25 protein-coding genes are annotated in these 25655 nt (G+C 66.4%); 12 read left to right on the top strand and 13 right to left on the bottom strand.

What is annotated here, in order from left to right; translation table 11 throughout:
- Window positions 1–17 precede the first annotated feature (17 nt).
- The 3 genes from R5W23_RS31290 to R5W23_RS31280 form a co-directional block, all read right to left on the bottom strand.
- Window positions 18–737 (bottom strand): response regulator, encoded by a 720-nt coding sequence (locus R5W23_RS31290; RefSeq protein ID WP_010049152.1) that lies wholly within the window; start codon window positions 735–737, stop codon window positions 18–20.
- 5 nt (window positions 738–742) lie between these two features.
- Window positions 743–1975, bottom strand: coding sequence for a HAMP domain-containing sensor histidine kinase (locus tag R5W23_RS31285; RefSeq protein WP_320689770.1), 1233 nt, complete (start codon window positions 1973–1975; stop codon window positions 743–745).
- 445 nt (window positions 1976–2420) lie between these two features.
- Window positions 2421–3596 (bottom strand): HEAT repeat domain-containing protein, encoded by a 1176-nt coding sequence (locus R5W23_RS31280; protein WP_320689769.1) that lies wholly within the window; start codon window positions 3594–3596, stop codon window positions 2421–2423.
- Window positions 3597–4175: 579 nt separating this feature from the next.
- Between R5W23_RS31280 and lptD the strand changes: the two genes are divergently transcribed.
- The 4 genes from lptD (at window position 4176) to R5W23_RS31260 (ending at window position 9639) form a co-directional block, all read left to right on the top strand.
- Window positions 4176–6758, top strand: a complete 2583-nt coding sequence (gene lptD, locus R5W23_RS31275) for an LPS assembly protein LptD (protein WP_261187738.1) — start codon at window positions 4176–4178, stop codon at window positions 6756–6758.
- 116 nt (window positions 6759–6874) lie between these two features.
- Window positions 6875–7297 carry a diacylglycerol kinase gene (locus tag R5W23_RS31270; protein ID WP_320689768.1) on the top strand — a complete coding sequence of 141 codons (423 nt, stop codon included), beginning with the start codon at window positions 6875–6877 and terminating at the stop codon, window positions 7295–7297.
- Between the two features lie 117 nt (window positions 7298–7414).
- Window positions 7415–8167, top strand: a complete 753-nt coding sequence (locus R5W23_RS31265) for a succinate dehydrogenase/fumarate reductase iron-sulfur subunit (protein ID WP_261187741.1) — start codon at window positions 7415–7417, stop codon at window positions 8165–8167.
- A 323-nt stretch (window positions 8168–8490) separates the two neighbouring features.
- Window positions 8491–9639, top strand: a complete 1149-nt coding sequence (locus R5W23_RS31260; RefSeq protein WP_320689767.1) for a hypothetical protein — start codon at window positions 8491–8493, stop codon at window positions 9637–9639.
- A gap of 149 nt (window positions 9640–9788) precedes the next feature.
- On the opposite strand, the gene R5W23_RS31255 is transcribed toward R5W23_RS31260, so the two are convergent.
- Window positions 9789–10829, bottom strand: a complete 1041-nt coding sequence (locus R5W23_RS31255) for an aldo/keto reductase (RefSeq protein WP_261187744.1) — start codon at window positions 10827–10829, stop codon at window positions 9789–9791.
- Between the two features lie 74 nt (window positions 10830–10903).
- Between R5W23_RS31255 and R5W23_RS31250 the strand changes: the two genes are divergently transcribed.
- Window positions 10904–11233, top strand: a complete 330-nt coding sequence (locus R5W23_RS31250; protein WP_320689765.1) for a tRNA-binding protein — start codon at window positions 10904–10906, stop codon at window positions 11231–11233.
- A 75-nt stretch (window positions 11234–11308) separates the two neighbouring features.
- Here the strand turns inward: R5W23_RS31250 and holA are convergent, their stop codons facing one another.
- From holA to R5W23_RS31220, 6 genes are all read right to left on the bottom strand, one after another.
- Window positions 11309–12328, bottom strand: coding sequence for a DNA polymerase III subunit delta (gene holA / locus R5W23_RS31245; RefSeq protein WP_320689764.1), 1020 nt, complete (start codon window positions 12326–12328; stop codon window positions 11309–11311).
- A gap of 9 nt (window positions 12329–12337) precedes the next feature.
- Window positions 12338–13000, bottom strand: a complete 663-nt coding sequence (locus R5W23_RS31240) for an NAD(P)H-hydrate epimerase (protein WP_320689763.1) — start codon at window positions 12998–13000, stop codon at window positions 12338–12340.
- An 830-nt stretch (window positions 13001–13830) separates the two neighbouring features.
- A complete protein-coding gene (locus tag R5W23_RS31235; protein WP_320689762.1) occupies window positions 13831–14511 on the bottom strand; it encodes a hypothetical protein in 681 nt (226 codons plus the stop codon).
- Window positions 14512–14597: 86 nt separating this feature from the next.
- The gene (gene rho, locus R5W23_RS31230) at window positions 14598–16070 is read right to left on the bottom strand and encodes a transcription termination factor Rho (protein WP_261187749.1); all 1473 of its coding nucleotides are present in this window, start codon (window positions 16068–16070) and stop codon (window positions 14598–14600) included.
- A 724-nt stretch (window positions 16071–16794) separates the two neighbouring features.
- A complete protein-coding gene (locus R5W23_RS31225; RefSeq protein ID WP_320689761.1) occupies window positions 16795–17226 on the bottom strand; it encodes a hypothetical protein in 432 nt (143 codons plus the stop codon).
- 41 nt (window positions 17227–17267) lie between these two features.
- Window positions 17268–18212 (bottom strand): DUF1559 domain-containing protein, encoded by a 945-nt coding sequence (locus tag R5W23_RS31220; protein WP_261187751.1) that lies wholly within the window; start codon window positions 18210–18212, stop codon window positions 17268–17270.
- Window positions 18213–18454: 242 nt separating this feature from the next.
- Between R5W23_RS31220 and R5W23_RS31215 the strand changes: the two genes are divergently transcribed.
- The 7 genes from R5W23_RS31215 (at window position 18455) to R5W23_RS31185 (ending at window position 23280) form a co-directional block, all read left to right on the top strand.
- Window positions 18455–18904 (top strand): hypothetical protein, encoded by a 450-nt coding sequence (locus R5W23_RS31215; protein ID WP_320689760.1) that lies wholly within the window; start codon window positions 18455–18457, stop codon window positions 18902–18904.
- A gap of 46 nt (window positions 18905–18950) precedes the next feature.
- Window positions 18951–20036, top strand: a complete 1086-nt coding sequence (locus tag R5W23_RS31210) for a DUF1559 domain-containing protein (RefSeq protein WP_320689758.1) — start codon at window positions 18951–18953, stop codon at window positions 20034–20036.
- A gap of 156 nt (window positions 20037–20192) precedes the next feature.
- Window positions 20193–20432 carry a DUF350 domain-containing protein gene (locus R5W23_RS31205; protein WP_261187756.1) on the top strand — a complete coding sequence of 80 codons (240 nt, stop codon included), beginning with the start codon at window positions 20193–20195 and terminating at the stop codon, window positions 20430–20432.
- 4 nt (window positions 20433–20436) lie between these two features.
- Window positions 20437–21015, top strand: coding sequence for a hypothetical protein (locus tag R5W23_RS31200; protein WP_320689757.1), 579 nt, complete (start codon window positions 20437–20439; stop codon window positions 21013–21015).
- A gap of 23 nt (window positions 21016–21038) precedes the next feature.
- On the top strand, window positions 21039–21386 hold the full coding sequence (locus R5W23_RS31195; RefSeq protein ID WP_261187759.1) for a hypothetical protein: 348 nt from the start codon (window positions 21039–21041) through the stop codon (window positions 21384–21386).
- 17 nt (window positions 21387–21403) lie between these two features.
- On the top strand, window positions 21404–21718 hold the full coding sequence (locus tag R5W23_RS31190) for a P-II family nitrogen regulator (protein ID WP_261187760.1): 315 nt from the start codon (window positions 21404–21406) through the stop codon (window positions 21716–21718).
- An 83-nt stretch (window positions 21719–21801) separates the two neighbouring features.
- Window positions 21802–23280, top strand: a complete 1479-nt coding sequence (locus tag R5W23_RS31185) for a hypothetical protein (RefSeq protein ID WP_320689756.1) — start codon at window positions 21802–21804, stop codon at window positions 23278–23280.
- A gap of 176 nt (window positions 23281–23456) precedes the next feature.
- Here R5W23_RS31185 and R5W23_RS31180 read toward each other — a convergent pair whose 3' ends face one another.
- From R5W23_RS31180 to R5W23_RS31170, 3 genes are read right to left on the bottom strand one after another with little or no spacing between them, the layout of a single operon-like run.
- The gene (locus R5W23_RS31180) at window positions 23457–23858 is read right to left on the bottom strand and encodes a hypothetical protein (RefSeq protein WP_320689755.1); all 402 of its coding nucleotides are present in this window, start codon (window positions 23856–23858) and stop codon (window positions 23457–23459) included.
- A gap of 33 nt (window positions 23859–23891) precedes the next feature.
- Complete coding sequence (locus R5W23_RS31175) at window positions 23892–24146, bottom strand: hypothetical protein (RefSeq protein WP_109570810.1); 255 nt, start codon at window positions 24144–24146, stop codon at window positions 23892–23894.
- 36 nt (window positions 24147–24182) lie between these two features.
- Window positions 24183–25592 carry an MFS transporter gene (locus tag R5W23_RS31170; protein WP_320689754.1) on the bottom strand — a complete coding sequence of 470 codons (1410 nt, stop codon included), beginning with the start codon at window positions 25590–25592 and terminating at the stop codon, window positions 24183–24185.
- Window positions 25593–25655 lie beyond the last annotated feature (63 nt).

The raw sequence follows: 25655 nt of genomic DNA, 5'->3' as shown, positions 1-25655 counted from the left end.
CTCGCTGCTCCTGTGGTTTACGCCCGCTGAACCGACTGGAACAGCTCGCTCATCTTCATCCCGAGCGCGAGGCAGATGCGGTAGAGGGTTTCGATGGACGCCGAGTTCTTGCCCAGTTCGATCTGGCTCAGGTACCCCAGCGAGACCCCGGTCCGGTCGCTCATGTTCGAGAGGGTGAGGCTCAGCGCCTTGCGGCGTTCGCGGATCGCCGCGCCGAGCGCCTCTTTGAGCGCGTCCTCGGTCATGCGCAACAGGCCCTGGCTCTCCAGGCACCGGTACACGATCTCGCGGAGCTGCTCGATCTGGAACGGCTTGGTCAGGTAGTCGCAGGTCTTGGCGCGGAGGCAGTTGATCGCGCTGTCCACCGACGGGTACCCGGTCACCACGACGATGTTCGCGTCGGGCTGGTGGTCGCGGATCCAGCCGAACACTTGCTCCGGCTCCAGGCCCGGGAGCACGTAGTCGAGGACGATCAGGTGGTACCGCTGGCCCGACGAGAGGGCCGACTGCACCATCATCGGGTCGGACACCACTTCCGTGACGAAGTCGCGGTTGTTCAGCGCCGCCTGGATGACCGCACAGGTGTGGGGGTCGTCGTCCAGAATCAGGATGTGGATGTCACCCGACGACTGCAGCTCCCGTGGCGCGGGCTGCGGTTGCGCTTTCGGTGGAGGAGTCATAGGGTACATCGGCTTGGGTGTTTGGGTCAGTCGGTAGTCGTCAAGATCGTACGGCACGGTGTTCAGCCTCCGACGGCGGTAGCGGTGATGGTCCCGGGTGCGACCGCCGGCGGCCGCACGGCCGCCAGCGGCAGCGCGACGCGCACCTGCGTACCGGTCCCCGGCGCGGGCACGGATTCGATCTGGATGCCACCGCGGTGCGAGCACAGGACCCGGTACGCGATGGCCAGCCCGAGCCCGCGGTGCCGCACCTTGGTGGTGAAGAACGGTTCAACGAACAGCCGCCGCCGCACCTCCGGCTTGATGCCCGGGCCGGTATCGGAAACGGTGATTTGCAGGTACCCGCCGACCCCAGCGCGCCCGAGGTAGCCGCGTGAGTCGGCGTCGCTCAGTTCGACCGGGCGGGCGGTCACCCGCACCACCCCGCCGGCCTGGCACGCCTCCACGGCGTTCTCCATCAAGTGGCCGAGCACGATCTGGAGGGGGCCGGCCTCCACCGCCACCGGCGGCAGGTTCGGCGCCAGGTCTTTTTCGATCCGCACGCCGGGGGCGACGAGCTTGAGGCGGGTCTCTTCTTTGGTAACGGCCAGCGGCACGGCACCGGGGCTGGGCTTCACTTGCCCGCTACGGCTCAGGTGATGCAACTGCTGGGTGAACTGGATCCCGCGCTGGCCCACCTTCCCGATCTCGCCTATGAAGTTCGCCGGCTGCGAGCCCGGTTGGAGCAGGGGAAGCGTGAGGTCCGAAAACCCGATGATCCCTTGCAGCAGGTTGTCGAAGTCGTGGGCCATGCGGCCGGCGATCACGGCCACGTCGCCGAGCCGCTGGTACAGGCGGTCGGGGTCGAGAACCGGACCCACGACGGCGGAAAGGGTCGGCGCCCGCTCGACGGTCTTGGCGACCAGCGCCATGTACGAGCGGTCCGAATCGGTCCAGGGGTTGCCGGCGGACTTTTCGGCCCACAGCACCCCGGTGGGGCGCCCGGCCGGTTGAACGGCGGCGAACACGCGCCCGGTCGTGCCGGGGAGCGAGTACGCCACCGTGGTCTCACCATTTTTGAGCCGGCGGAGCGCGTCGGGCACTTCCGGGGGCGCGGGCAACTCGAGCGGCGCCCCGGCCTGCACCGTCTTCACAACGGGCGGCCCCTCACCGGACCACACGAACCCGCACGCACGCCACCCGCACGCACGGGCCCAGTTTACGAGCAGCACGTCGAACGCGGCCGGGTCGGCGGACTCCTGCCACCAATTCGGCACAAACGCGAGGGCTGCTGACAGGGTACCCGGGGTGGACATCTGCGACGCTCCCAACCGTCAATGCGAATTCATCGGGGCGAGCTATGGCAATAGCTGAATTCAGGGAATTCATCCTGTATCTAGAACGGTCCAAAACGAAGTCAACCGGGTTGTATCGCTTCGCACGAATCGGCAAGATGTGCAGAACAACATGAAGATCGCGAAAGCGTCTTCAAAAGCGATCATAATGCCGGCCGAGCGGGCGGCTACCGGGCCTTCGTAGCCGTTGCGTCCGACGGTCGGCGTTGGGGCGTGGATAGTTCTATCAGGTTCTCGTGGCACCAACGTTCCGATCTGGCGAACAGGCACACCAACGCCCCGGCCTCTGAGCCCAAGAAAGCAAACACCGTTCCCGCGCACGCGTCTCGCGTAATCGCCCCAAACATCAAAAGCGCGCAATACAGAGCGGCGAACCAGCTCCGCACGGGCCGCCGAGCCGTTCACTTCATGGCAGCTTCTTCGGCGCGGGCTCCTTTTTGGGCTCGGGCTTCTCTTCGATCTTGCGCACCGCGATTCTGGCCGCCTCACGCACCTTTACCTGCGGATCGGCGAGGCGCAACCGCAATGCCCGCAGCGTCTCCTCGGCCGCAGCCTTCACGGCCTTATCCGTTGACGCCAAATCGGCTCCGAGGTGCTCGTACCCGAGCGCCGCGACCTCATCAATGAGCGCGAGCCGAACCTCGTAATCCGGTTGCTTTTTGAGGTCGAGCAGCGGGCGGAGGTCCGCGAGCCGCGCTTTTACCCCGTTCGGCCCCAAAGCCGAGCCGAACGCCCGCACCGCGTCCACGCGAATGTCCTTGGTGGGGTCGGTGGTTAGCACTTTGAACAGTTCGTCCGCCGCGCCCGCAGCAGCGGTGCCGAACGTGCCCAGTGTGCGGGCCGCGCCGCGCCTCACGTCGTCATCTTTGTCCGCGAGCGCCGCCGTGAGAGCCGTTACGACCGGCCCGGACTTTTCTCCCAGCAGCCCCAGCGACGAAAGCACCTCGCGCTTGATCTCGACCTCCTTTTCGGTCGCCAGCATCGCGGCGAGCGTCTCCGCGATTGTGGTACCCGCCTCGGGTGCGATACGGCCGAGCGCGTAAACGGCCGCGACGCGCACCGGCTTCTCGCCGTCCTTCAGGAGTTCGGCGAGCGGCCCGGCCGCGGAGCTGGCTTTCGCGCCCGCGAGGGCCAGGGCTTCGGCGGCCTGGACCCGGACGGCGGGGTCGGCATCCTTCAAGACCGCGATGAGCGACTCGACGCCCGCGGCGCACACCGCCGGGTGCTTGGCCATCGCGGCGATGATCTGCTTGCGGACGCGCGACTCTTTTTCGGTCCTGAGCACCTCAATAAGCGGTTTAGCCCCGTGCCGCTCCATGTCGGTGTCGCGAAGCCCGGCGAGGACGATCGCGCACTGAGCACGAACGGCCGCACTCGGGTCGGTCCGGAGCGTCGCGGTGATGTGGCTAACGGCGTCGGTCTTCGGTTCGAGCAGCCAGATCTTGCTCAGCGCGTCAACCGCCAGCGCCCGCTGCCGCGCGGACTTGTCGTTCTGGACTGTGCTCACCCACTGCGAGAACGTCTTCCCCTCATACACCGGGTCTTTGTCATCGGCCCGCGCCGCCCCGGTCGTCGGTGCCACAAGAGCCACACACACACACACTCCAACAACTCGTGCGGCGGCGAACATGACGGTGTCTCCCTCGGAGAGCCGGCCCGGGCAACCTGGATGATATGACGCCCGTCGCGCGCGGGTCAAACAGTTTCGCCCTTGCTGGCCGCGCGACGCACCGACGCCCCAGACAAGCCGCAAGCCGAGCGGAGGGCAAAGAGCCCAAAACCACTTCGCACGCCGCAACACCTCACGTACTGATTTCCCGCCGTGGTAAATACTGTCGCGATTCCCGGAAGTTTGCTCCCCGGACGGATTTTTGGTGTTTTGGCAGCCGCGTGCGCCGGGTGCGGACCAGGGCCGCAAGACTCCGCCTTGATTCGCCCGGCGGCGCGCCTATAGTCCGCGTCCTTCAACGCACACAACGTGGTCGGAAAGTGGGGGCGCCGCGTGGGGAGCGGGCGGTCGATAACGTGGGCCGGACTGGCCGTTGCGGCGGTGCTGGCGGGCGGCGTGCCCCTTGGGGCGCAACCGCTGCCGGGGGCCCGCCCCAGCGCGCGGTTCCCAGACGAGCCGTACAGCGGGTTCTCACTCCCCACCGACAATCTCATGAGCGCTCCGCAACCGGTGCGCCCACAAACCGTTTACCAGCCGCCCGCCCGCGAGCCCGGCGGCATCCCATACGAGCCCGACTTCACGCTCCCGAACGGGGCCGTCATCCCGACGCCCAAGAGCAAGAACGTCGCCGTCGATTACATCCGCCGGTACGGCACCCCGCTCACCGAGGACAAAGCGGACCTGCCCGACGGCACCGAGCGGGTGCTCATCACCGGCGGGGTGATCGTCAACCTATCCAGTGCTGACGGCAAGCAGAAGACCGAGTTCGCCACCGACGAGGCGGTGATCTGGCTGAAGCGGGAAAAGAAGGGCGGCGCCGTCAACGGGTTCACCACCGGCGAGAAGGATAAGATCGAGTTCTACCTGTCCGGGAACGTTATCATCCGTATGGTCCGCGGCGGGGCTAAGCCGATCACGCAGACGCTTCGGGCCGAGCAGGTGTACTACGATGCGTCCGAAAACCGCGCCGTCGCTCTGCGGGCGGACCTCGAAATGGCCGTGCCGAACATCCCGGACGCCTTCCACCTGCGGGGCCAGGAGGTGCGGCGGCTGGATTTGGAAAACTGGCAGGTGCTCGGCGGTTCGGTGAACGCGAGCAAGATGCCCAGCGATCCGGGGCTGCGGCTGGACTCGCAAGAGTTCACGCTCAGCGAGCGCAAGCTCGTCCGGCGCAACATCTTCGGCATCCCGTTCCGTGATCTGGAAACGGGCGAACCGGTTACGACTACCGAACAGATCGTCACCGGCAAGAACGTCGTGACGCGGCTCGCCGGGGTGCCCGTATTCTATCTGCCCCGTACCCGGTTCGACGCGAGCGACCCACTCGGCCCGCTCACCGGTTTCAGTTTCAGTCAGAACAGACAATACGGGTCATCGTTCTACTCCAGCTTCGACGTGTTCGAGTTGCTCGCGCTGCGCGCGCCCTCCAACCACACGTGGCGGCTCAACCTGGATTACCTGAGCAAGCGCGGCCCGGCCTTCGGGACCGACTACAGCTACCGGCTCCCGCCGTCGGAACCCACCGAGCCCTCCGCCGGCAGCGGCGCGATCAGGCTGTACGGGATCGACGACGACGGGTTCGACCTGCTCGGCGGGTACCGCGGGCTCGAGCCGGACCCGCGCGGGTTCCGCGGCCGGGCGCAGTGGCGGCACCAGCAGGAAGTGACCGACCGGCTCTACTTCCAGGGTCAGTTCGCGTACCTGAGCGACAAGAACTTCCTCGAACAATTCTACAAGCAGGAGCACGACCGCGGACCGAACCAGGAGACGTTCGGGTACCTGACCTGGCAGAACCGCAATTACGGTGCGAGCGGGCTGATCCAGGAGCGGATGGGGCGCGACTGGGTGACCTCGACCAACTGGCTGCCCCGCGTGGACGGGCACCTGATCGGGCAGACGTTCCTCGACGACCTGTTCGTGTACAGCGCACGGGCCAACGCCGGGTACGCGCAACTGCGGCCCGCGGAGCAGTCGCCGTACCCGGTCCTGACCACCGACCGCCGGGTGGACACCGGCCGATTCGACCTGTCGCAGGAGGTGAGCGTCCCGCTGGCCCTCGGGCCGGTGAAGCTGGACCCGTACGCTCTGCTCGACCTGACCGAGTACACCAGCGACCTGACCGGGAACGAGACCGGGCGGGTGTACGGCGGCGGCGGCGCCCGGGCCAGCGTGCCGTTCTCGCGCCTCTACGGCGACGTGAGCAGCGAGTTGCTGAACCTGCGGGGCCTGTATCACAAGGCGGTCTTCGGGTTCAACTACCGCTACGCGCGGTCGAACGAGCCGTACAACCGGTTCCCGCAACTGGACCGGCTCAACGACGACGCCGTGGACCAGTCGTACCGCAACCTCCGCCCGTTCCAGACGACGTTTCTACCGGGACCGAACGGGCTCCGGCTCCAGACCTCGCCCGTGTTCGACCCGCAGTCGTACGCCATCCGGCGGCTGGTCGATAACCGCGTGGACACCCGCGACGACATCAACGTGCTGCAAATGGACCTGCGGCAGCGGCTCCAGACGAAGCGCGGGTACCCGGGTATGGAGCACACGGTCGACTTCCTGACGCTCGACGTGTCCGCGTCGTACTTCCCGGACGCCAACCGGGACAACTTCGGGCACCCGTTCGCGTTCCTGGAGTACGGCACCGTGTGGAACGTCGGCGACCGCACGTCGATCGTCTCGAACGGGTGGTTCGAGCCGTACGAGGGCGGCAGCCGGTACTGGAACGTGGGCGCGTACCTGGACCGCACCGACCGCACCAACGTGTACCTCGGGTACCGGCAGACGGACCCGATCAACAGCAAGGCGGTCACGCTCTCGATGGGGTACCAGTTGAGTTCGCGGTACTACGTGAACGTCGGGGCCAGCTACGACTTCGGGCTCCAGCAGTCGCTCTCGAACTCGCTCACGATGACCCGCACCGGCAGCGACCTGACGACCACCATCGGGTTCACGTACAACGCGTTCGTGAACAACTTCGGGTTCCAGTTCCTGATCGTGCCGAACCTGGCCGCGGCGCTCGGCGGGCGGTTCGCAGGCACCCCGCTCAACGGCCAGCAGTTCAGCAACCGGCGGTAGCGAATGCGCGGCCCGCGGGCCGCACGCCCGGCCCAATTGCAACGTACCCACATTGTGCCGCCCGGCGCCGAACCGGAAGCTGGTACACGGGACCCGAAGCCGAACCGGAGGGGGTTATGCGCGCGGACCGGTGGTACGCGGTCGAGGAGGAGCCGCCCGCGGCGAAGAAGCCGCGGCAGTGGCGCGACAAGTTCCGCGAGGCGGTCCGCGGCGTCAAGTGCGGGGTCCGCGGGCAGTCCAGCTTTTCCGTTCACTTCTTCTGTGCGGTGGTCGCGCTGACCGCCGCCGCGGTGCTCGAATGCGACCACTGGGAGTGGTGCCTGATCATCGGGTGCATCGGGCTCGTTACTACCGCGGAACTCATTAACAGCTCGATCGAGCTGCTGTTCCAGGGCCTGGAGCAGGAAGTCCGCGACCGCGTGTCCCCGTGCCTCGAGACCGCCGCGGGCGCGGTCCTGGTCGCCACGCTGACGGCGCTCGCCGTCGGGGGCGTCATCTTCGGCCGCAAACTGCTGCTGGTGTTCCACGTCATCGTTTAAGGCCCGGGTCGGGCGCCCGAGTTAGCGCCGCGGCCCGGCTGCGGTTACCCGGTACGCGAGACGCGGCGCCCCGAACCGCGTAAAATGGGGCGCACAACCTTCCCGGGACCAACGCAAATGAAGCTCACGCTCCACGTCTGGCGCCAGAAGTCGCGCACCGCGAACGGGCAGATGGTCAAGTACCCGCTCGACGGCATCAGCCCAGACATGTCGTTCCTCGAAATGCTGGACACGCTCAACGAGCAGCTCATCCGCAAGGGCGAGGAGCCGGTCGCGTTCGACCACGACTGCCGCGAGGGCATCTGCGGCAGTTGCGCGATGATGATCAACGGGCTGGCCCACGGCCCGGAGCGGGCCACCACGACCTGCCAGTTGCACATGCGGAGCTTCGCCGACGGGGCCGAGATCTACCTCGAGCCGTGGCGCGCCGGCCCGTTCCCGGTGGTGAAAGATCTGGTGTGCGACCGGTCCGCGTTCGACCGGATCATCCAGAGCGGCGGGTTCGTGAGCGTGAACACCGGCGGCGCCCCGGACGGGAACTGCCTGCCGATCGCGAAGGTGGACCAGGACCGCGCGATGGACGCGGCGGAGTGCATCGGGTGCGGGGCGTGCGTGGCGGCGTGCCCCAACGCCAGCGCGATGCTCTTCCTCTCGGCGAAGGTGAGCCACTTGGCACAACTGCCCCAGGGCCAGCCGGAGCGGAAGGAGCGGGTGCGGGGGATGGTGGCCCAGCACGACCGCGAGGGGTTCGGGCACTGCACCAACATCAACGAGTGCGAGGCGGCGTGCCCGAAGGAGATCTCGGTGACGCACATCGCGCAGCTCAACCGCGACTTCATCGCCAGCACCGTCAGCGCCACGGTGAAGTAAGCGCCGTTGTTAGACGCGCACCCGCTCGGTCCCAATCTGCCCGGCCAACTCAGCAGCGGCATTGGGGCCGAGCCGCGGCCCCGTGACGTTTTCCGAGTACGGTGCCGGGCTCGCGCGCTGCCACCAAATCGCATCAAGCAGCCCTCTCTCGTCCGACATGCCCGCCCCTATCTTGACGCGACACGTTCGCAACGACGCGATCCGCCAGCGTTACAGACAACGACAGTCTTGCATCTGTCGCTGGCGCGCGGAATACTGGTTCTGTGCTTTGACCGCGCGAGTATTCGCCCGCGGAGCCAAAGTCGCTCGCTTTGAGGTCCGCCATGCGCCAATTCGCTCCGACACTCGCGCTCGCCCTGCTGATTCCGATCGCCGGGTGCGGGCAGCAGTCCTTCCGGCCGTTCATGCCACCGGAAGGCGGGTACACGGTCCTCATGCCCGGTTCGCCGAGCCGCTCCGAACGGGACGAGAACGGGCTGCGAATGACGGTTTACGAGGCCGGGCGGCCGAACGAGAGCTACGCCGTCGCTTCGGCCGCCGTCCCGCCCGGCGGGGTGGACCTCGACGGCGCCGTCTCGGGTCTGGCGGGCACCGTCGGCGCCAGCGGCACCCGATCACAGGGCCAAAGCAACAACGGCGACGGGTGGCGCGAGTTCGAGATCGAAGCCAACGGCGGTCGCTGGTTCTACTCGGGCCGGGTGCTCGCAACGCGGGAGCGGTTCTACACCGTCTTGGCGGCCGGCGCCGACGCCCGGCTATCAAACCCGCGGGTGAAGACGTTCATCGAGTCGTTCCGGCTGACCGACGGCGCCACACCCGGACCCGGAAATTGGAGTCCGGCGCCCGCGCAACCGATGACGCCCCCGATGAACCCATCACCACCGTTTGGCGCACCCGTACCGCCGTTCGGCGGCCCGACACTCGGCCGCCCGAGCGACCTGCCCCCGCCCCCTCCCCCGCCGGCTGCACCACTGCCTAACCCGGCCGTCACCCCGTTCCGCCCGACGCCGCCGGCCGAGAAGATCGCGGGGCACCCGGCCGACCCGACGTTCCGCGACGAAGCCCCGGCCGGCGGGTGGCTCGTCGGGTTCGACGTGTGGTACAGCAAATTTGTCAACAACGACATCATCGGCGCGATCCGGCCGATCTACTGGGTCAACAACGCCTACGCGCTCGGGCAAGTTCACGGCACCCCGACCCAATCGGGCACGCGGTTGTTGGCCAAACCCGGGTACGTGGTCGGAGCGGTGAACGTTCGGGCCGCGCTCGCCATCGACGCCATTACCGTCACATTCATGAAGGCGAACGGCGAGTGGCTCGACAAAAACGACTCGTACATAAGCGAGCGGTTGGGAGGCACTGGCGGCTGGCCCACGGATATCAGCAGCAACGGCGCTCCGGTCACGGGTATCGTCGGCCGGAAGAGCGCCAACGTGAGCGGGCTCGGCCTCACATACCGCGCCGCGAAATAACCGTGCGTCGAATGCGGAATCGCGAAACGTGCCCGAAGCGGGCGGAACGTTTCGCGTTCATCTCGGCGTCCCAACCGCCTGGGTTCTGAGCGAGTTCGAGACGCCCGAGCCAGTGTCCCCATCAACCCCGATAGCGCGAATCAAGAGAATCACCCCATCCACTCCGGGTGCTTCGCGGTCCCGTCGAAGTCGGGTGTGGTTTTAAACCGCTCGTAGCGTCCCTTCGCCGCAGCCTCTTTTGTCCGCCCCAACAGAGCGGTCACTTGTTCTTCAGTAAGCGGTTTGAAGTTCTTGACCACGTCGAGCGCCTGTTTCAACCGTTCCATCGTTTCCATGCCGGTGATGACCACGGAAGTCGGGAGCGTAAGCGCGTAGTTGAGGCACTCCACCGCGGTCGCCGCCTTGCTCTGAAGGACCAGCCCGTCGCCCATCGACTTCATGCCCAGCACGCCGATCTGCTCCTTCACCAGCGCCGGCAGCACGTTGCGGGCGAAGCTGCGGAAGTGCGCGTCGAGCACGTTGAGCGGCATCTGCACCGCGTCGAACCGGAAGCCGTTCTCTTTCGCCACCTCGAGCGTTCGCAAGTGCGCGAGCGGGTCCTTGTGCCCGGTGAACCCCACGAACCGGATCTTGCCCGCCTTCCGGGCCGCCTCGACGGCCTCCTGCGCCCCGCCCTCGCCGAACACGCGGTCCGCGTCCTCCATCCGGATCATCTCGTGATGCTGAACGAGATCGATTACATCGGTACGGAGCCGTAAAAGGCACTGGTCGATCTGCTTCGCCGCGGCCGCCTTCGTCCGGCCGTCAATTTTGGTCATCAGGAACGCCTTCTTGCGGTAGCCGTCCTGAAGCGCTTTGCCCATACGGAGTTCGCTGAGGCCGTCGTGGTAGTCCCAGCAGTTGTCGAGGAAGTTCATGCCCGCGTCGAGCGCGGTGCGAATGATCTTGATGCCCTCGGCGTCGTCCGCCGGGCGGCCGATGTGGTGCCCGCCGACCCCGACGCACGACACCTCGACCCCGGTACTCCCCAGCTTCCGGTACCGCATGTCGCCGCGCACGACTTCGTTGGCGGTGTCGAAGCGGAGCAGCGCCGGCCCCTTGTCGGGCTCGGCCCCCGTCCCGCGCCCGGTGAGGAGCGGGGGAACAACCCCGGCGGTCGCGGCGGCGTGAATGAACTCGCGGCGTTGCATGGGACGGCCCTGTAGCATATCAGGAGGCATGACCGGCAGAGCTTGAGCAAATTGCGCACCGCAGGGGCCGTGGTATGCAACCGCTGGAAGCATTCGGACTGGTCGACGTGCGGGTGGGGCGGATCGTCCGCGCCGAGCCCAACGCGGGCGCCCGCAAGCCCGCGTTCAAACTCTGGATCGATTTCGGCCCGCTCGGGATCAAGCAGTCCAGCGCGCAACTGGTCGCGCTCTACACGCCCGATACGCTGGTCGGGCGGCTGGTCGTGGCCGCCGTCAACTTGGGCGTGCGGAAGGTGAACGGGTTCAACTCGGAGGTGCTGGTTCTGGGCGCGCCTGACGAGAGTGGACACGTCGTACTCCTCGCACCGGACCGGGAGGTGCCGCTCGGCGGTCGTATGTTCTGAATGCCGTATTCACCACAGAGGGCTCGGGAGGGCGCAGGGAAGTCAACTCTCTGCGCCCTCTGCGGTGAATACTGCTTATTTCTTCACGTCTTCGCGCGGGCGGGCGAGCATCACGATGAGCCGCTCGACTTGCACCCGCTCGGGTAACGGGTTCCCGCCCTTGAGCCCGTAGTTGATCTCCACCAGCCAGTCCGGGAGTTTGAGCAGCCGAGGGCCGCCGAGGTGCTTCAGTTGCTTCTCGCAGTTCACCCGCGCCTTCTCCCACTTGGGCACGTTGGCGGCGTCCATTGCCGACCCCATCGGGAGTTTCTCCACGACCACTAAGCGCCCGACGGTCGCGAGCTTCCGCAGTTGCGCGGTGAGCGGGCCGATCACCGCCATCGGGTCTTCGCCCTCCGCGAACAGTTCTTGAAGAATGCTGAGCGCCTGCGCCGGTTTGCCATCCCCGATCGCGTCCATGATGCGGAACACGTCCGCGGCCTTGCTCCGCCCGACCAGCGCGTCCACGTCGTCGGCCGAGATGGCGGGCTTCGCGCCGATCGCGTTCGCGAGCTTGCCGAGTTCTTGATCGAGCAACCCCATCGAAGTGCCGACCCGCTCGACGAGCAGTTCGGCGGCCTCAGTCGCGAGCTTCTTCTTGTGAGCGGTTTTGGCCCACTCCACACACCAAGCGCCGATCTTGTACTCCGGCGGCGCTTTGCAGACGATCTTGGCCCCGTCCGGCAGCGCCTTGGCGAGCTTCGTGTTTTCGGGAAACGTTTTCACGTCGAGCACCAGCACCCCGACGGCACTGGGTTTCGCGGCGTAGGCTTCGAGCGCCTGACGGTTCTCGGTGACGAACTTGTCGGCCGCGTCCACAATCAGCACACGGCACGGGGCCAGGAACGGCAACGTTTCGAGTTCGTTGCGGGCGGTGGAGAAGTCCAGTTTGTCGCCCGCCGACGCGCTGACTGCGAACGAGGGGTCCTCGTCGCCGATGGCGATCGAAACGATGCGCTCGCGGGCGTGGCGCTTGAGAAAGTCCTCGTCACCGACGAGCGCGTACACCGGGTGCCGCTTCGCGTCCTTCGCCGACAGGAATTGCAGTGCGTCCATGTCCTCGCCTTATGTGCCGGTGCTCGTTCTGTATTGATCCACAAGTGCCCGCGGGGCGCCAATGTCGATCACGTGAATTTCGCCGGTCCATTCCTTCGACTTTGGGTTGAGGAAGCCGCGCTTGTGAGCGACGAAGGTAGCGGTGTGAGCCGCCCGAACGGTCGGCCCGAGCGGTTCGCCGGTGTCGCAGTCGAGACCGGAAGGGATGTCGATCGCGAGGGTCTGGTACTCGGAAGTGCCGAGCGCGCGAAAATAGTGGGCGTAGCTTTCATCCAAGGAACGGTTGAGGCCCGTACCGAAGAGCGCATCGACAAGCCAGCCAGCCGGAGTAGGTAGCACTTCCGAAAGCCAAGGCAGCACGGGTATAGTCGATCGCTCGACGATTGTTCGGTTTATCGCGGCATCGCCAGTCGATTGCGACGCTCCGGGGTGATCGATCGTCCAGACCGGCCAGCCGGCGTTATCGAGGTGGCGGGCGATCACGAACCCGTCGCCGCCGTTGTTGCCCGGTCCGCACAGGATCACCACCGGCTTGCGATCCGGGTTCAGGCGCATCAGCAGTTCGGCGGCCCCACGGCCCGCGTTCTCCATGAGCACCACGCTCGGAACGCCGAACTCCTCGACCGCCCGGCGGTCGAGTTCGCGAACCTCACTGCGCGACAGCGTGAACATGCTGTTGGCCTCAATATCACCAATCGTTCAGCACACCAGCCACAAAGTTCACGGTGAGCGACCACACCACTTAACCGCACGTAAGCCCTTCGTGGAAAGAACCTTGCGCCTCTCGCCCAGACACTGCAAGGGACCTCGTCAGCCGGTCACGTGAGCCGCATTTGCCGGTTATGCAAGCGATTCGTGGGTAGCGGAACGGCAGCGAATGGGTAGTTGTGGGGGTAGCGGGTGGTAGTTCGGAGGGTATCAAGTCGCCAGTTCCCTGCCCGCTACTGCCCCACCAGCGGTCCCGTCATGGTCGTTTACCGTCCCGCTCTATCGCCAACCGAAATAGCGCCGAAACCGCTCGAACCGCCCGTATCCCGGTGGCTTCAAGGGCCATTCGGGAGGAATGAACCGCCACTCGTCGCGCTAACCGCAGTTCAGGGGTCGAACTGTAACCCCCGTTACACCTGACGCCCTGGAGCCGTGAATGCCACGCCCCAACGTGCTCCCGGCGCACCGTCGCGCAACGCTCATCCGCCCCCCTATAGATACTGATGGCACGAGCGGTTGCGGGGCACGGCTCCCATCGCGAAACGAAACCCTCAAACGGGTCTGCGTGTTACTCTTGTCTCAGCACCCAGAGGTGAACCTGCTGCCCGTTGGGGTAGCGGGTCGTGCGGTAACGCCCTCCTCCCGGACCGACCTGAACCACCGCCCCAGACTGCCGGGAGCAGTTGCGTGCCCGACCTGGAAACCGGTGGATGCCCACCCTCCAGTGGCTTTCCGCCCTGGAGTAGGCCGGCGGGCGTGGCGCAGGGCGGAAGTCCTGCGCCACGCCCGCCGGCCTACTCATACCCCAACACCAAGTCGATCACCCAGCACCCGCGCACATGCACCTGATGCGGGTCACGGCAGTGAGCGAGTACGTCCGGGTGTTCGCAGCCCGCGTCCTGAAGTGCGTCGGCCAGGATCGGCATCGCGGAGAAGTCGCGGGTGTCGTACATCTCGCGTGCGAGGGCGACCGCGGTTGAGGTGCGCCACTCGGGCGCGAACTCGGCCGGCCGAAACGGGTTGCCAAAGATCTCGCGGAGTAAATCAACCTGAAATAGCAACTCGCCTTGGCCGGTGTCGTAATCATCGTGACCGCAAAGGGCTGACATGCACGAATCGAGACAATACTCGGGATGGATCGGGAATGACGTGAGCTGCTCAACCGCGAACGTGAATTCATACTCTTCCTGGTCAGTTACGGTTCTCAATCCGTGAGATTCTTCTGCTCGTTTTCTCAGCCGGTCCAATCGACCAAGCAGCACCGGGTTCCACTCTTCGGCACTCAGTTCTTCCGCCACCTCCTCACATCCGTCGATCACCTCCGCGAGCGTTACGTCCGAAATCTGCTCCACGACCCGACGACAGCACACCACACCGAGCAGGCGAAACTTCCGATCGGAGTGTGTGGCGGCTTTGTGAAGGTAACGGAGTAACCTCAGCGGTCGCCGCCAGGCCAACCATTCTTCTTCGGTCATCGCGGGTTCTCAAAAGCAGCGCACCCCCGAGTCACGGTCGAACCGCGTCTCGGGGGTGCGTTGAAGCGACTCGCTCACCTCGGCCATCAGCCCAGGTTCATCGAGAGTAGGAACTCCAGGTTCGACTTCGTCTTCTTCGACTTGTTGATGAGCATCTCCATCGCTTCCACCGGGTGCATGTCGGCCAGCACGCGGCGCAGGATGCGCACCTTCTCGTACTCCTCCGGGTGCATGAGGAGTTCTTCCTTGCGCGTCCCGCTGCGCACCGCGTCGATCGCGGGGTACACGCGCTTCTCGACGAGCCGGCGGTCCAGGTGCAGCTCGCTGTTACCCGTGCCCTTGAACTCCTCGAAGATGACCTCGTCCATCTTCGAGCCGGTGTCCACGAGGGCCGTCGCGAGGATGGTCAGCGAGCCGCCCTCCTCGACGTTCCGCGCGGCACCGAAGAACCGCTTCGGCTTCTGCATCGCGTTGGAATCGAGACCGCCGGACAGGAGCTTACCGCCGCCGGGGGCTTCGGTGTTGTGGGCGCGGGCCAGACGGGTGATCGAGTCGAGCAGGATGATGACGTCCCGCCGCATTTCCACCATCCGCTTCGCCTTCTCCAGGACGATCTCGGACACGTGGATGTGCTCTTCCGGCGGCTCGTCGAACGTGCTCGCCACCACCTCGGCGTTCGGGCTCTGGACGAGCCGCTGCATCTCGGTCACTTCTTCCGGCCGCTCGTCCACCAGCAGCACGAAGACGTACGACTCGGGGTGGTTCTTGAGGATGGCGTTGGCCATCTTCGAGAGGAGGATGGTCTTACCGGTGCGGGGCGGCGCGACGATCAGCCCGCGCTGGCCCTTGCCGATGGGGGTGATGAGGTCGACGATCCGCATCGACAGGTCGTCGGGCGTCGTTTCGAGCTTGAGCCGCTCGTTCGGGTGCAGCGGGGTCAGGTCTTCGAAGCTGGTGACGCCGGTGCCCTCGTCCGGGTGCTTCCCGTTGACGAGTTCGATCTGCATCAGCGCGAAGTTGTCCTGGTTCTCGATCGGCAGCCGGATCGGCCCTTCGACCACCAGCCCGGTCCGCAGGCTCATGCGCCGGATCTGGCTGGGGGAGACGTAGATGTCTTCGGGGCTGGCGAGGTAGTTGTGCGCCTGGCTGCGGAGGAACCCGTAGCCGTCGGGCAGAACCTCCAGGGTGCCGGACCCGCGGACCACTTCGCCGCGCTCGATCTGGCGCCGCACCACGCCCACGATGAGCTGCGCGCGGCTCATCCCGGTGTGCTCGCGGATGCCCTCTTTTTCCGCGAGCGCGAACAGCTCGGGCATCGGCATCCGGTACAGGTCGTCGAGGCGCGCCCCGCTGCCCGCGGGGCGCTGACGTTCGGGCCGCTCCGGGCGCTCGGGCCGCTCCCGCTCCGGGCGCTCGACGGGCGGGGGAGCGGCGGGCGGCGCCGCGGCGACCGGGGCCGGACCTTCGGGTTTCCGGAAGGGACGCTTGCCGGCGATTGCGGCAGCACGAAGTGAGGGGCGCGGCAGCGGCGACCCTTCGACGCCTTTGGCGTCGGGCATAGCTCGATCCTCGGTCGGAAGGGATGAACAGGACTCGGGGCGGTTTTCCGCCGCCGGTCGGACGTGGCAATTGTGCCACCAAAGGGCCGCACGGGACCACTTCCCGGCGAGCCCAACTCAGGCGAAACTCAAGTCAGAGGGTACGCACAGACTTCCCACACGGGGCGAAACGCTTTGCAACTGGTCAGCAATTCCCTCGCCGTTCGGCGCCGCACTCCGGGAAAGGTCACAGAACTCGGTGAGTGCAGTTCGGACTCAGCGATTCGCCTCTTTGGGTCACTTGCCTCTTCGACCACTCACCTTTTTGGCAGTACGCGTCTTCGGCTAAATGGACGAGTGCCGGGCGTTTAACTCACAGTGCCAAAATTCGGGTGGGGAAGTCAAGATGCGTTGTGAGCCGCTCATTGCGGCCCTACACGCTGGAAAGTGCGGGCTTCCAACTTACCGGCAGTCTACGTCATCCGTGAGTCGCGTCAATATGATTCTAGACGCGATACCGCAAAAAATCCAGCCAACACGAGTCAGGATGCGAGGAGATGCGGGCCGGCGCGGTTGTACCGTGCCGGCCCGGTGCGGCTCCGAAACGAATCACCCGCAGCCGCAACCGCCTGTACGGGTCTCGCGGGTCGTACCGAATCCGATTGATGAGTAACCCCTCGCGGGCATCGGCTGCCATCGGCAGAGCCCGCTCCCAATCGCAGGCACTCATCAACCGGGTTCGGTATCAGTCCAGTTTGATATCGAGGTTCTGAACGGGTTCCGTCACTTCCACCCGGAGCGGTGATTTGTCCACCGCTCCGTACTTCTGCTGAATCGCACCGAGATCGGCCGGCTTCTTTCCGCGCCCCTTCGCGGCATCGATTTCCTCCTTCGGGCTGGCGGGGCGCCATGCCACCCAGACCTTGTGAGTACCAACGACGGCCCCCTTGGTGCTCGCGTCGTACTCCAGGGTGAACCGCCCGCTCTCGTCCGACACGCCCCAACTCGGGCGCCCGGTCGCCGGCTCAAAGTTGACCGTCATGTGCGGCACGGGTTGCCCGTTCCGGGTAACGGTCCCCGACACGGGAACGATTTTCGGCCCGTCGCTACAGCCGCCGGCACCGACGAGCGCAAGGAACAGAAGGGCGGTCGCCGCCGCCCGGAGAAAGGTGGCCATGTGTCCGCTCCGGTTGTGAGGGTAAGGCACTTCGTGCCGAATCAATAGTTCGGAAGCACCTCACCCCCCGCCCGGGTGAACATCCACTGGTAGGCGTTGAAATCGATGTTGTTGTTCACGAGCGCGACCCGCCCGTCCACCCACGCGGCCAGCACCCCGTTCGTGTGGCTGCCGACGGCCGCCCGGTTGTTGTAAACGGTCGCGTTCGGCGGGAACGGGGTGCCGCCGCCGTACTCGCGGGCGGTCACCATCCCCTGCGTCGGGTGGTGGACCCAGGCGAAGTGGTTGGCGCCCTGGTTGGCGTCCAGCCAGCTCTGGTTCGCCCACGCCGCCTTTTCCAGGAACAGGAACGTGTTGCTGGTCCCGTCGGTCACCTCCGTCATCCGCACCTTGCTGTTCACCCACCCGATCCCGTTCTGCTGGGTCATCCGCTCGGCGCAGCAGTTGTCGCTGCCGCTGCTGGCGTTCATCGCGTAGTCCTTCATCTCGTTCGGGTTGCCCACCGGCCGGGCCGACGGGCACCGGAACACTTTGGGCGCGTTGGTACACGCGAACTGGTTGGCGGTGTTACCCGCCGGGCCGCGGTTCGAGCCGTTCTCCCAGATCGCCGACGCGTACGCCGGGACGCTCAGGTTGAACCGGTTGTACAGGTTGTCCGCCTCGACATAGGGGAGAACCCGAACGGCCCAACTGAAGTGCCCCCAGGGCACCGACGACCCGAGGGACGGGTCCCCCCAGCCGGACGGAAAGTTGTAGTCGCCGGTCATCGGCCCGAAGCTCCCGGGCGGCAAACCGCCGAGGGCGTCGTGGTGGCTGTGTGCGGCCAGAGCCAGTTGCTTCAGGTTGTTCGAACACGACATGCGCGCGGCGGCCTCGCGGACCTTCTGGACGGCGGGCAGCAGGAGCCCGATGAGGATCGCGATGATCGCGATCACCACGAGCAGCTCGATGAGCGTGAACCCGCGCCGCTGGCGAAATGAAAACATGGCGACCCTCGTGGAGAAACGAGTCGGAAATGCGAAACGATTATCCGAGCCGCTTGGAATACTAACAGGACTATCACCAGAACGCCACAACTTTTTCTCGTGTCACACGAAACGAGCAGGCCGGGACGCCGGGAGCGATCTGTATATCACAATATGATTTTCTGTAATACATCTTCAACGCAGCTTCATGTGATCTTCGTTTACGATGTGTACCGTAACACCACATCTTCGCGAGGTGCGTCATGCGTTGGGCTGTCTCGTTACTGCTTATAGCCGCGGCCGTCGTAGCGGTGCCCGGGTGCGGGAAGCCGCCGATGGTGACCGTCAAAGGTGTCGTCAAGGTCGGCGGGAAGCCCGTCCCGCACTGCAAGGTGGGTCTGTTCCCGGATGTCGAAGGCTTCGACCCGAACAAGCACGGGTACGGGTTCGGGATGACCAACGACAAGGGCGAGTTCGAGATCCAGCACCCGAACGGGACCAAGGGCATCTTCCCCGGCACTTACAAGGTTACGTTCGTCGCGTGGATCGACAGCAAGGGCAAACCGGTGCCACCGGAGACGAAGCCGAGCGAGGTGCCCGGCGGGGTCAAGAACCTGTTGCCCTCGAAGTACGAGTCGTTGAGCGACACGCCCGAGCGGCTGACGGTTACGAAAGAAGGCGCCGAAGCCAACTTCGATCTGTCCGCCCAGTGACCGCCCGCATCGCCCGTTTCATTCTCATTTTCCCAAGGAGCTGCCGATGCCCTCGCGCCGCCGGTCCGGTTTCACGCTCATCGAGTTGCTCGTGGTGATCGCGATCATCGCGATCCTCATCGGGCTCCTGCTGCCCGCCGTCCAGAAGGTCCGCGAGGCCGCCGCCCGCATGAGCTGCCAGAACAACCTCAAGCAGCTCGGGCTCGCCTGCCACTCGTTCCACGACGCCCAGCAGGGCTGGCCGCTGGGCATCGAGTTCAACGTCGGCAGCGCGTGGACCGCGTTCATCCTGCCGTACATGGAGCAGGACAACGTTTTTAAGGCCCTGACGTTCCAGGAGGACAGCCTCGCGAACCGGCAGTGGGCGCAAGGGCTGCCCGGGGTCCCCGGTGACATCACCAGTTCGAACCCGGACCTCCGGAACATTGGCGCGTGTGAGATGAAGTTCAAAATGTTCACGTGCCCGTCGTCGGGCCTGCCGGACAACATCCCGGACATCTCGGGCGACAACTGGATCGTCCAGCGCCGCGCGCCGGCCAACTACTCCGGGTGCGTGTCCGGGGTGATCACCGACGACCGCCGCCGCATCACCGCCAACACCCCGTGGGGCTCGACCAACAGCGGCACCGAGGACATCCACACCCTCGACGGGATCTTCATCGCCAAACAGGTCCACCAGCGGATCACGCGGGACGGCCAGAGCTACGGCGGGATGACCAGCGGGGTGACCATGACCGCGATCACCGACGGCACCTCGAACACGATCGCCATCGGCGAGGTGCTGACCGACCGGCTCGCGATCCCGGACATGGGCCTGACCCGCGAGAACAACGCCAGCGGCCAGGGCCGTAAGGACCACTGGGCGATCGGCGGCGACGACGCGGACACCAGCAACCAGGGCGACATGTCGGAGTTCCTGTTCTCGACCGCGGTGAAGATCAACACCCCCCGCGTCGCCGGCGGGAGCGCCGGGTTCGCAGCCTACGAGCTGAGCGCCGGGAGCGGCCACAGCGGCGGCGCGAACTTCCTGTTCGCCGACGGGAGCGTCAAGTTCCTTCGCGACAGCCTGGACAGCGGCATCTTCTCCGCACTCGGCACCCGCGCCGGTGGCGAGGTGATCGGCAACTACTAACGCAGCCCGATGAGCGCGGCCGGCCCGGGGAACCAATCCCCGGGCCGGCCGCATTTCGTTAATCGCGTGCGATTCGCAAAAATCGAGCGTGAAAACCGGCGAACCTGTGCTTACAGTAGGCCGGTCCCGCGCGCAACCCGAGCGACACGATTTCCGATGACACTTCTCGCCGAAAGCTGGAGCCCCGAAACCTTCGGGCTGTCCCTGTTAGCCGCGACCGCGTTCGGGCTGCTCGGGATCGCGCTCTTGGCACTCGGGTTCAAGGTGTTCGAGTGGATCACACCGAAGCTGAACGTTGAGGAAGAACTGGCGAAGGGGAACGTCGCGGTGGGCGTGGTCCTCGCCGCCGTGGTGCTCGGGATCAGCCTGATCGTGGTCCGCGCGATCGGCGGCTAACCCCATGAAAATGTCACGCACAATCACCCTGAAGTTGCTCACCGGGCTGACGCTCACCGGGTGCCTCACCGCCTCCGGGTGCGGCCAGTCCGACGACGGCCCGCGCGAGCAGACGGCGGCGGACGCCAACGAACCGGTCGATGAAACTTGGTACGACGAAAACGGTAACGCGGTCCAGCCGCAGTGGAAGGTGGACGAACAGGGCAATCGGGTGCTCGATGGCGAAGGTCGGCCCGTCCCCGAACCCGGCATCCCGCGCGACCGTCACGGCCACCTGTGGGTGTACCACCACGGCGTGTGGGTGCCGCCGATCGTCGTGTTCGGCTCCGCGTACCGAACCGGCCCCGTGTACCACAGCGCCCCGGCGCGTTCGAGTTCTTGGGTGAGCGGCGGTTCCGGGTACCGCACGCCGAATACAACAACACCATATCGTGCGCCGAGTGGTACCGGATCGCACCCGGTTCACGCCGCGGCATCGGGTCCGAGTTCCGTCGCCAGCACAAAGCCGCCGTCCGGCTCTTCAATCTCGCGCGGCGGCTTCGGCAGCACCGGGTCCGCGTCGGCGTCTTCGGCGAGCAGTTGAACGAATCGGTCGAGGGAACCGCAATGCCCAGTGACGATTACGACGACGACCGCGACGACGAAACGCGGCGCCCGGCCCGGCGGCGCCGCGGGCCGCGCAACAACACGGACGTGCCCTGCCCGGAGTGCGGCGCCCGATCCGTGCGCCCGGGGCCGTGGCCGTGGTACCTGGGCACGATCGGGGCGATGGTGTGCCGGGCGGTGATCTGCGAAGAGTGCGGACACGAGTACGACGAGCGGAAGCCGCACGCGCACCTGCCGACCCGCAAGCGCAACCTCGCGATCGTCATCAACCTGCTGGGGTTCGTCGGCATCGTTTCGGTGTTCGCCCTGCTCGGCGTGTGGATCTACTTCACGATGGGCCGCCGCTAACCCGTCCGCGTGATCGCATGAAACAACTGACGATTGTGGTCAAGCCCTTCCGCGCGGAGGCAGTGCTCCAGGTCATCGCCGAGCTGGGCGCGACGGCGTGCGCGGTGCGCGAGGCGAAGGGGTACGGCCGCCAGAAGGGCTACCTCGACCGGTACCGCGGGTCGGAGTACAGCGCCGCGTACTTACCGAAAGTGGAAATCACCGTCTGGGCCACCGACGAGCAGGCGGCCCAACTGAAAGACCTCGTGCCCAAGGTCGCGCGGACCGGCCGCATCGGGGACGGCAAGGTGTTCGTCGTGCCACTCGCGTGGCCCGAGTCACTCGTGTTCTGACCACATTTTCGGCTCAACCTCCCCAACCCGCACGGTCGATACGTACCGAAGAGACGGAATCCGTCGCCTTTCGGAGCGGGCCGATGCGGAAGCTGATCGCGACGAGTCTGGGGGCCATTCTGACCGCGAACCTTGCTGCCGCGCAGCAACCTCTCGTGCCGATTCCGAACCCGTACCCGCAACAGTTACCGACGCGCCCGCTCACCCCGAGCCCGTTCCCGCAGTCGCAACCCGCATCGAACCCGCCAGTGGTCCCGAACCCGTACCCGCCGCAGGGGTTCCCGCTTCAGCCGGGCGCGCAACCGCAACCGGGGTCGCTCCAACCCGCGCAACCTACCGCGCCCCCAATGCCGGGACGGCTCCCGTCACTCACCGGCGCGCCGCCGAACGTAACTCAAGGGCAGGCGAACCCGCCCGCGGCGAAGCCGGCGCCGGCGTTCGGGTCGCAAATGCCGCTGCCATACGCCGAGCAGAAATTCGCGCTCCGTGCAACGGACGTGGCGGTGAGACGCACGATCAGCGGGTGGGAGGTGTGGACCGGCCAGAAGGTCCTTCGGAACACCGGCGAAAGCGAGGCCAGCGCTCAGGATCTCGCCCGCGTGCTGCGCGAGCTGCGTCCCACCGAGTGGGTCGCCATCGGCGGGGCGAAACCGGTGGTGGAATACGGGCTCACCAACGGCCGCCCCGCGGTCACCGGCGGCGCGGTGCCAGAAGCCAAAGAGGGCGGCACCGGAGAAGTGCTGCAATCGGGCGGAGCGAGCACCCCGCGGGCGGGCGCCGGCGGGGCCAAGTTCGTGCTGCCGATCGACCTCCGCTCGACCCGTGTGGAACCGGTTCGCGGCGTGTGGGTGGTCCGCGACGACAGCAACATCCTCCTCAACTTCGGAACGGACAAAGGGGGCGCGGAGCAGGCCGGCGCGGCGATCCAGCACTACGGATTCAACCGGCTCGGCATTGTGGGTCCGCCGACGCAACCGATCATGAGCTACCTGTTCGCCTCGGCGGACCCGGTGAAGGCCATCTCGGGCGGCGCGATGGTGGTACAAAGCCAAATCGAAGGCCTCACGCGCACCGGCATCCCGGTTCCGGGGGTCGGGTTCACGGGCGAGATGATCAAGATCGACCCGCGGGGGGTCGAGGCGCGGAAGGACGGGTTGGAGTGGGTCGTGGCGTTCGGGCCGGAGGTGCTCGGGCGGTTCGGGCCGACGGAGTGGGCCGCCCGCGAGGCCGCCCGCACCATCCGGGACGGGCGGTTCACCGAGTTCTGCAAGCTGGGGGGCGTGTCCGGGATGACGTTCTTCCTCGTTGACGGCAAGCCGCCCACGCGCGTCGCGCTCGCGTCACAGGGCCGCAACTTCGACCCCGCCGCCCTGAAGACGCAGCAGGTCAACGGCCGCTGGGCGGTAACGGAGAGCGGCCGCCAGTTGTTCGAGGTGGGCAGCGCCCAAGAGGGCGAAACGGTGATTCGCGTGCTCAAGGCCTTCGGGTTCGACCAGTCGGCGCACCTCAGCGCCGGCGGGGCGAAGGGCGGGATCTCGTTCTTAGTGAAGAACCGACGGTGAAACAAGTCAAAAGTAGAAAGTGAAAAGGCAAAAGGGAAAGGCAAAAGGGAAAGGCGAAGGGCAGCCTGATCGGGCCGCTTGCCTTTCCCTTTTGCCTTGACACCTACCAGCCATGACACGGGCGAGCAATCGCGCGTTTTACCGCGATCCGGTGCCGCGACGGGTTCAGCGTGCCCCTACTCCGCGAACTCGGCGAGCAAAGCGGCTACAGCCTCGCCGGCGACCAACCTCTCCTCGCGACACCGCTCCAACAGCCGCCGTGCGGCGTCCACCACCCCCCGCCGCGCCTGCCGCAGTTCGCGGTCCGGCACACGCCGAGGGGCGACGGGTGAGGTCCGCGGGTCGTACCCCTCGGTTCCTGGCGTGATCGCCCCGTTATGACCAACGTAATGCTCTTGAGCGGCCTGCATCCGGACGAATCGCGCCCCGTACCCGTCGATCCCCGCGAGTACGTGGCGAACTTGCCCGATCCAGAAGTCGAGATTGGCCACCTGTCCGGCGAGTTGGTGCCGGTTCAGGGTCACGAACCGCGACAACTGGTCCGCAACCAACTTCGCCATGTCCGTTGAAAACGACATCGGAAGCGCCCTCCGGGGTGCCGAACCCGACGCTCACCAGCCGAGCTTATCGCGGAGCTGATTGAGCCCGCCCGCCAGCGCGTCGGCGGCGGTGGGGTACGTTGCGGCGGCGTCGTCGAGCCGCTTGCCGTTGACGGTGCTGCTCACCGCGCACGCGAACTTGCCCGCGGCGGGCCGCACCTCGAGCTTGTACTGCGGGTTCCCTTCGAGCATCACGAACGTCGTTTCGGTGCGCACCCCGGGCTTCAGCGCCCCGCCGCGCGTCTGCAACCAGTCCGGTACGGTCATCGCTCTGGCTCCGTGTTCGGGTTCGCCGAAAGCATACTACTCCGGCAGCGGTTTGTCTTTCGTCTCGGGCAGGAACGGGAGCACCAGCAGTCCGACCAGGAACACCGCGCACATCGTGACGCAGGCGTAGCGGAACTGGGTCGCGGTGTCGCCGGTGAACTGGCTCGGCAGCTGACCCATAACAAACAGCCCGCCGGCCGCCACCACCCGCCCCGCGTTGTAGCAGAAGCTCGTGCCGGTGCTGCGGAACTTCGTCGGGAACAGCTCCGGCAGGTAGATCGCGTACCCGCCGAACAGCGCGAGCTGGCAGAACCCCATGACCGGGATCATCCAGAAGATGTCCGACCGGGTTTCCAGCGACCAGAACGTCCCCGCGGTCGAAACCGCCGCCAGCACGAAGAACGCGGCGAAGGTCGGCCGGCGGCCGAAAATGCCCGTCACCCAACTGAACGCGAAGATGCCCAGGAACGACCCGGCGTTCTGCACCAGCGACGTGATCCCGCGCCAGCGCCCGGTCTCGCCCTTGAGCTGGTCGCCGGACAGCCCCTCCGACTTCAGCGTTTCCTCGAGGGCGAGCCCGACGAGTTTGGGCGAGAAGAACCCGATGCCCCACAGCCCGATCACCCCGGCCCCGGTGAGCAGCAGGGCGAGGACCAGTCGCTTGTTCCACGGGGCGGTGGTGCAGATGCCGGTGAGCGTGCCCGCGAACTGCTGCCACGGCGACGGCCGCGCCCCGGTCGCTTCCGCGGCCCGCAGGGCGAGCCACTTCTGCGGCTCCCGCAGGGAGAACTGGACCACGACGAGCAAAAGGCCCGGCAGGATGCCGAGCAGGAACATCACCCGCCACGGGGTGAGCCACCCGTCGGGCGGGAAGGCGCCTTGCTTCTGGAGCGACCCGAGGTACATGCTGGTGAGCGCCGCGGTGCAGTTCCCGAGCACGCTCGACGCCTGGAACAGCCCCAGCGCGTACGGCCGGGCGTTGTCCGGCACCGTTTCGGCCAGGAGCACCACCGCGGACGCGAACGCCCCGCCCACGCCGAACCCGGTCAGCAGCCGGTAGAGCATGAAGTCCCACTCGGTGACCGACAGCGCGCTGAGCCCGGTAAAGAGGGCGTACAGGCCGATGGTGGCAGTGAGCGTTTTCACCCGGCCGAGCCGGTCGCCGAGCACCCCGAACCCGATGCCCCCGAGCCCCCACCCGATGAGGAACACCGCGGTGGCCCACGACCCCATGTACCCGACCTCCTTGGACGTGGCGTCCTTATGCATCAGGGCCGACAGGGCCGGCTCGCGGGCCAGCACGAAGAGCTGCTGGTCCATGCAGTCGAGGTCCCAGGCCAGGCAGCACACGACGAACACGAACCATTGGTAGCCGGTCAGGTCTCGCAGGCTGGCCCAGCCGGTGCGCGGCGCGACCGGCGCGGGTGCGGAAGGATCAACGGACATGGCAGCTCGGTACGAGGCGCGCGGGGCGGCCGGGCGGCCCCGCGTGTGGTGAGGACAGTTCCC

The sequence above is a fragment of the Gemmata algarum genome (assembly GCF_034097035.1).
GTDB classification, from domain to species: domain Bacteria; phylum Planctomycetota; class Planctomycetia; order Gemmatales; family Gemmataceae; genus Gemmata; species Gemmata algarum.
This window is presented reverse-complemented; position numbering and strand designations above follow the sequence as displayed.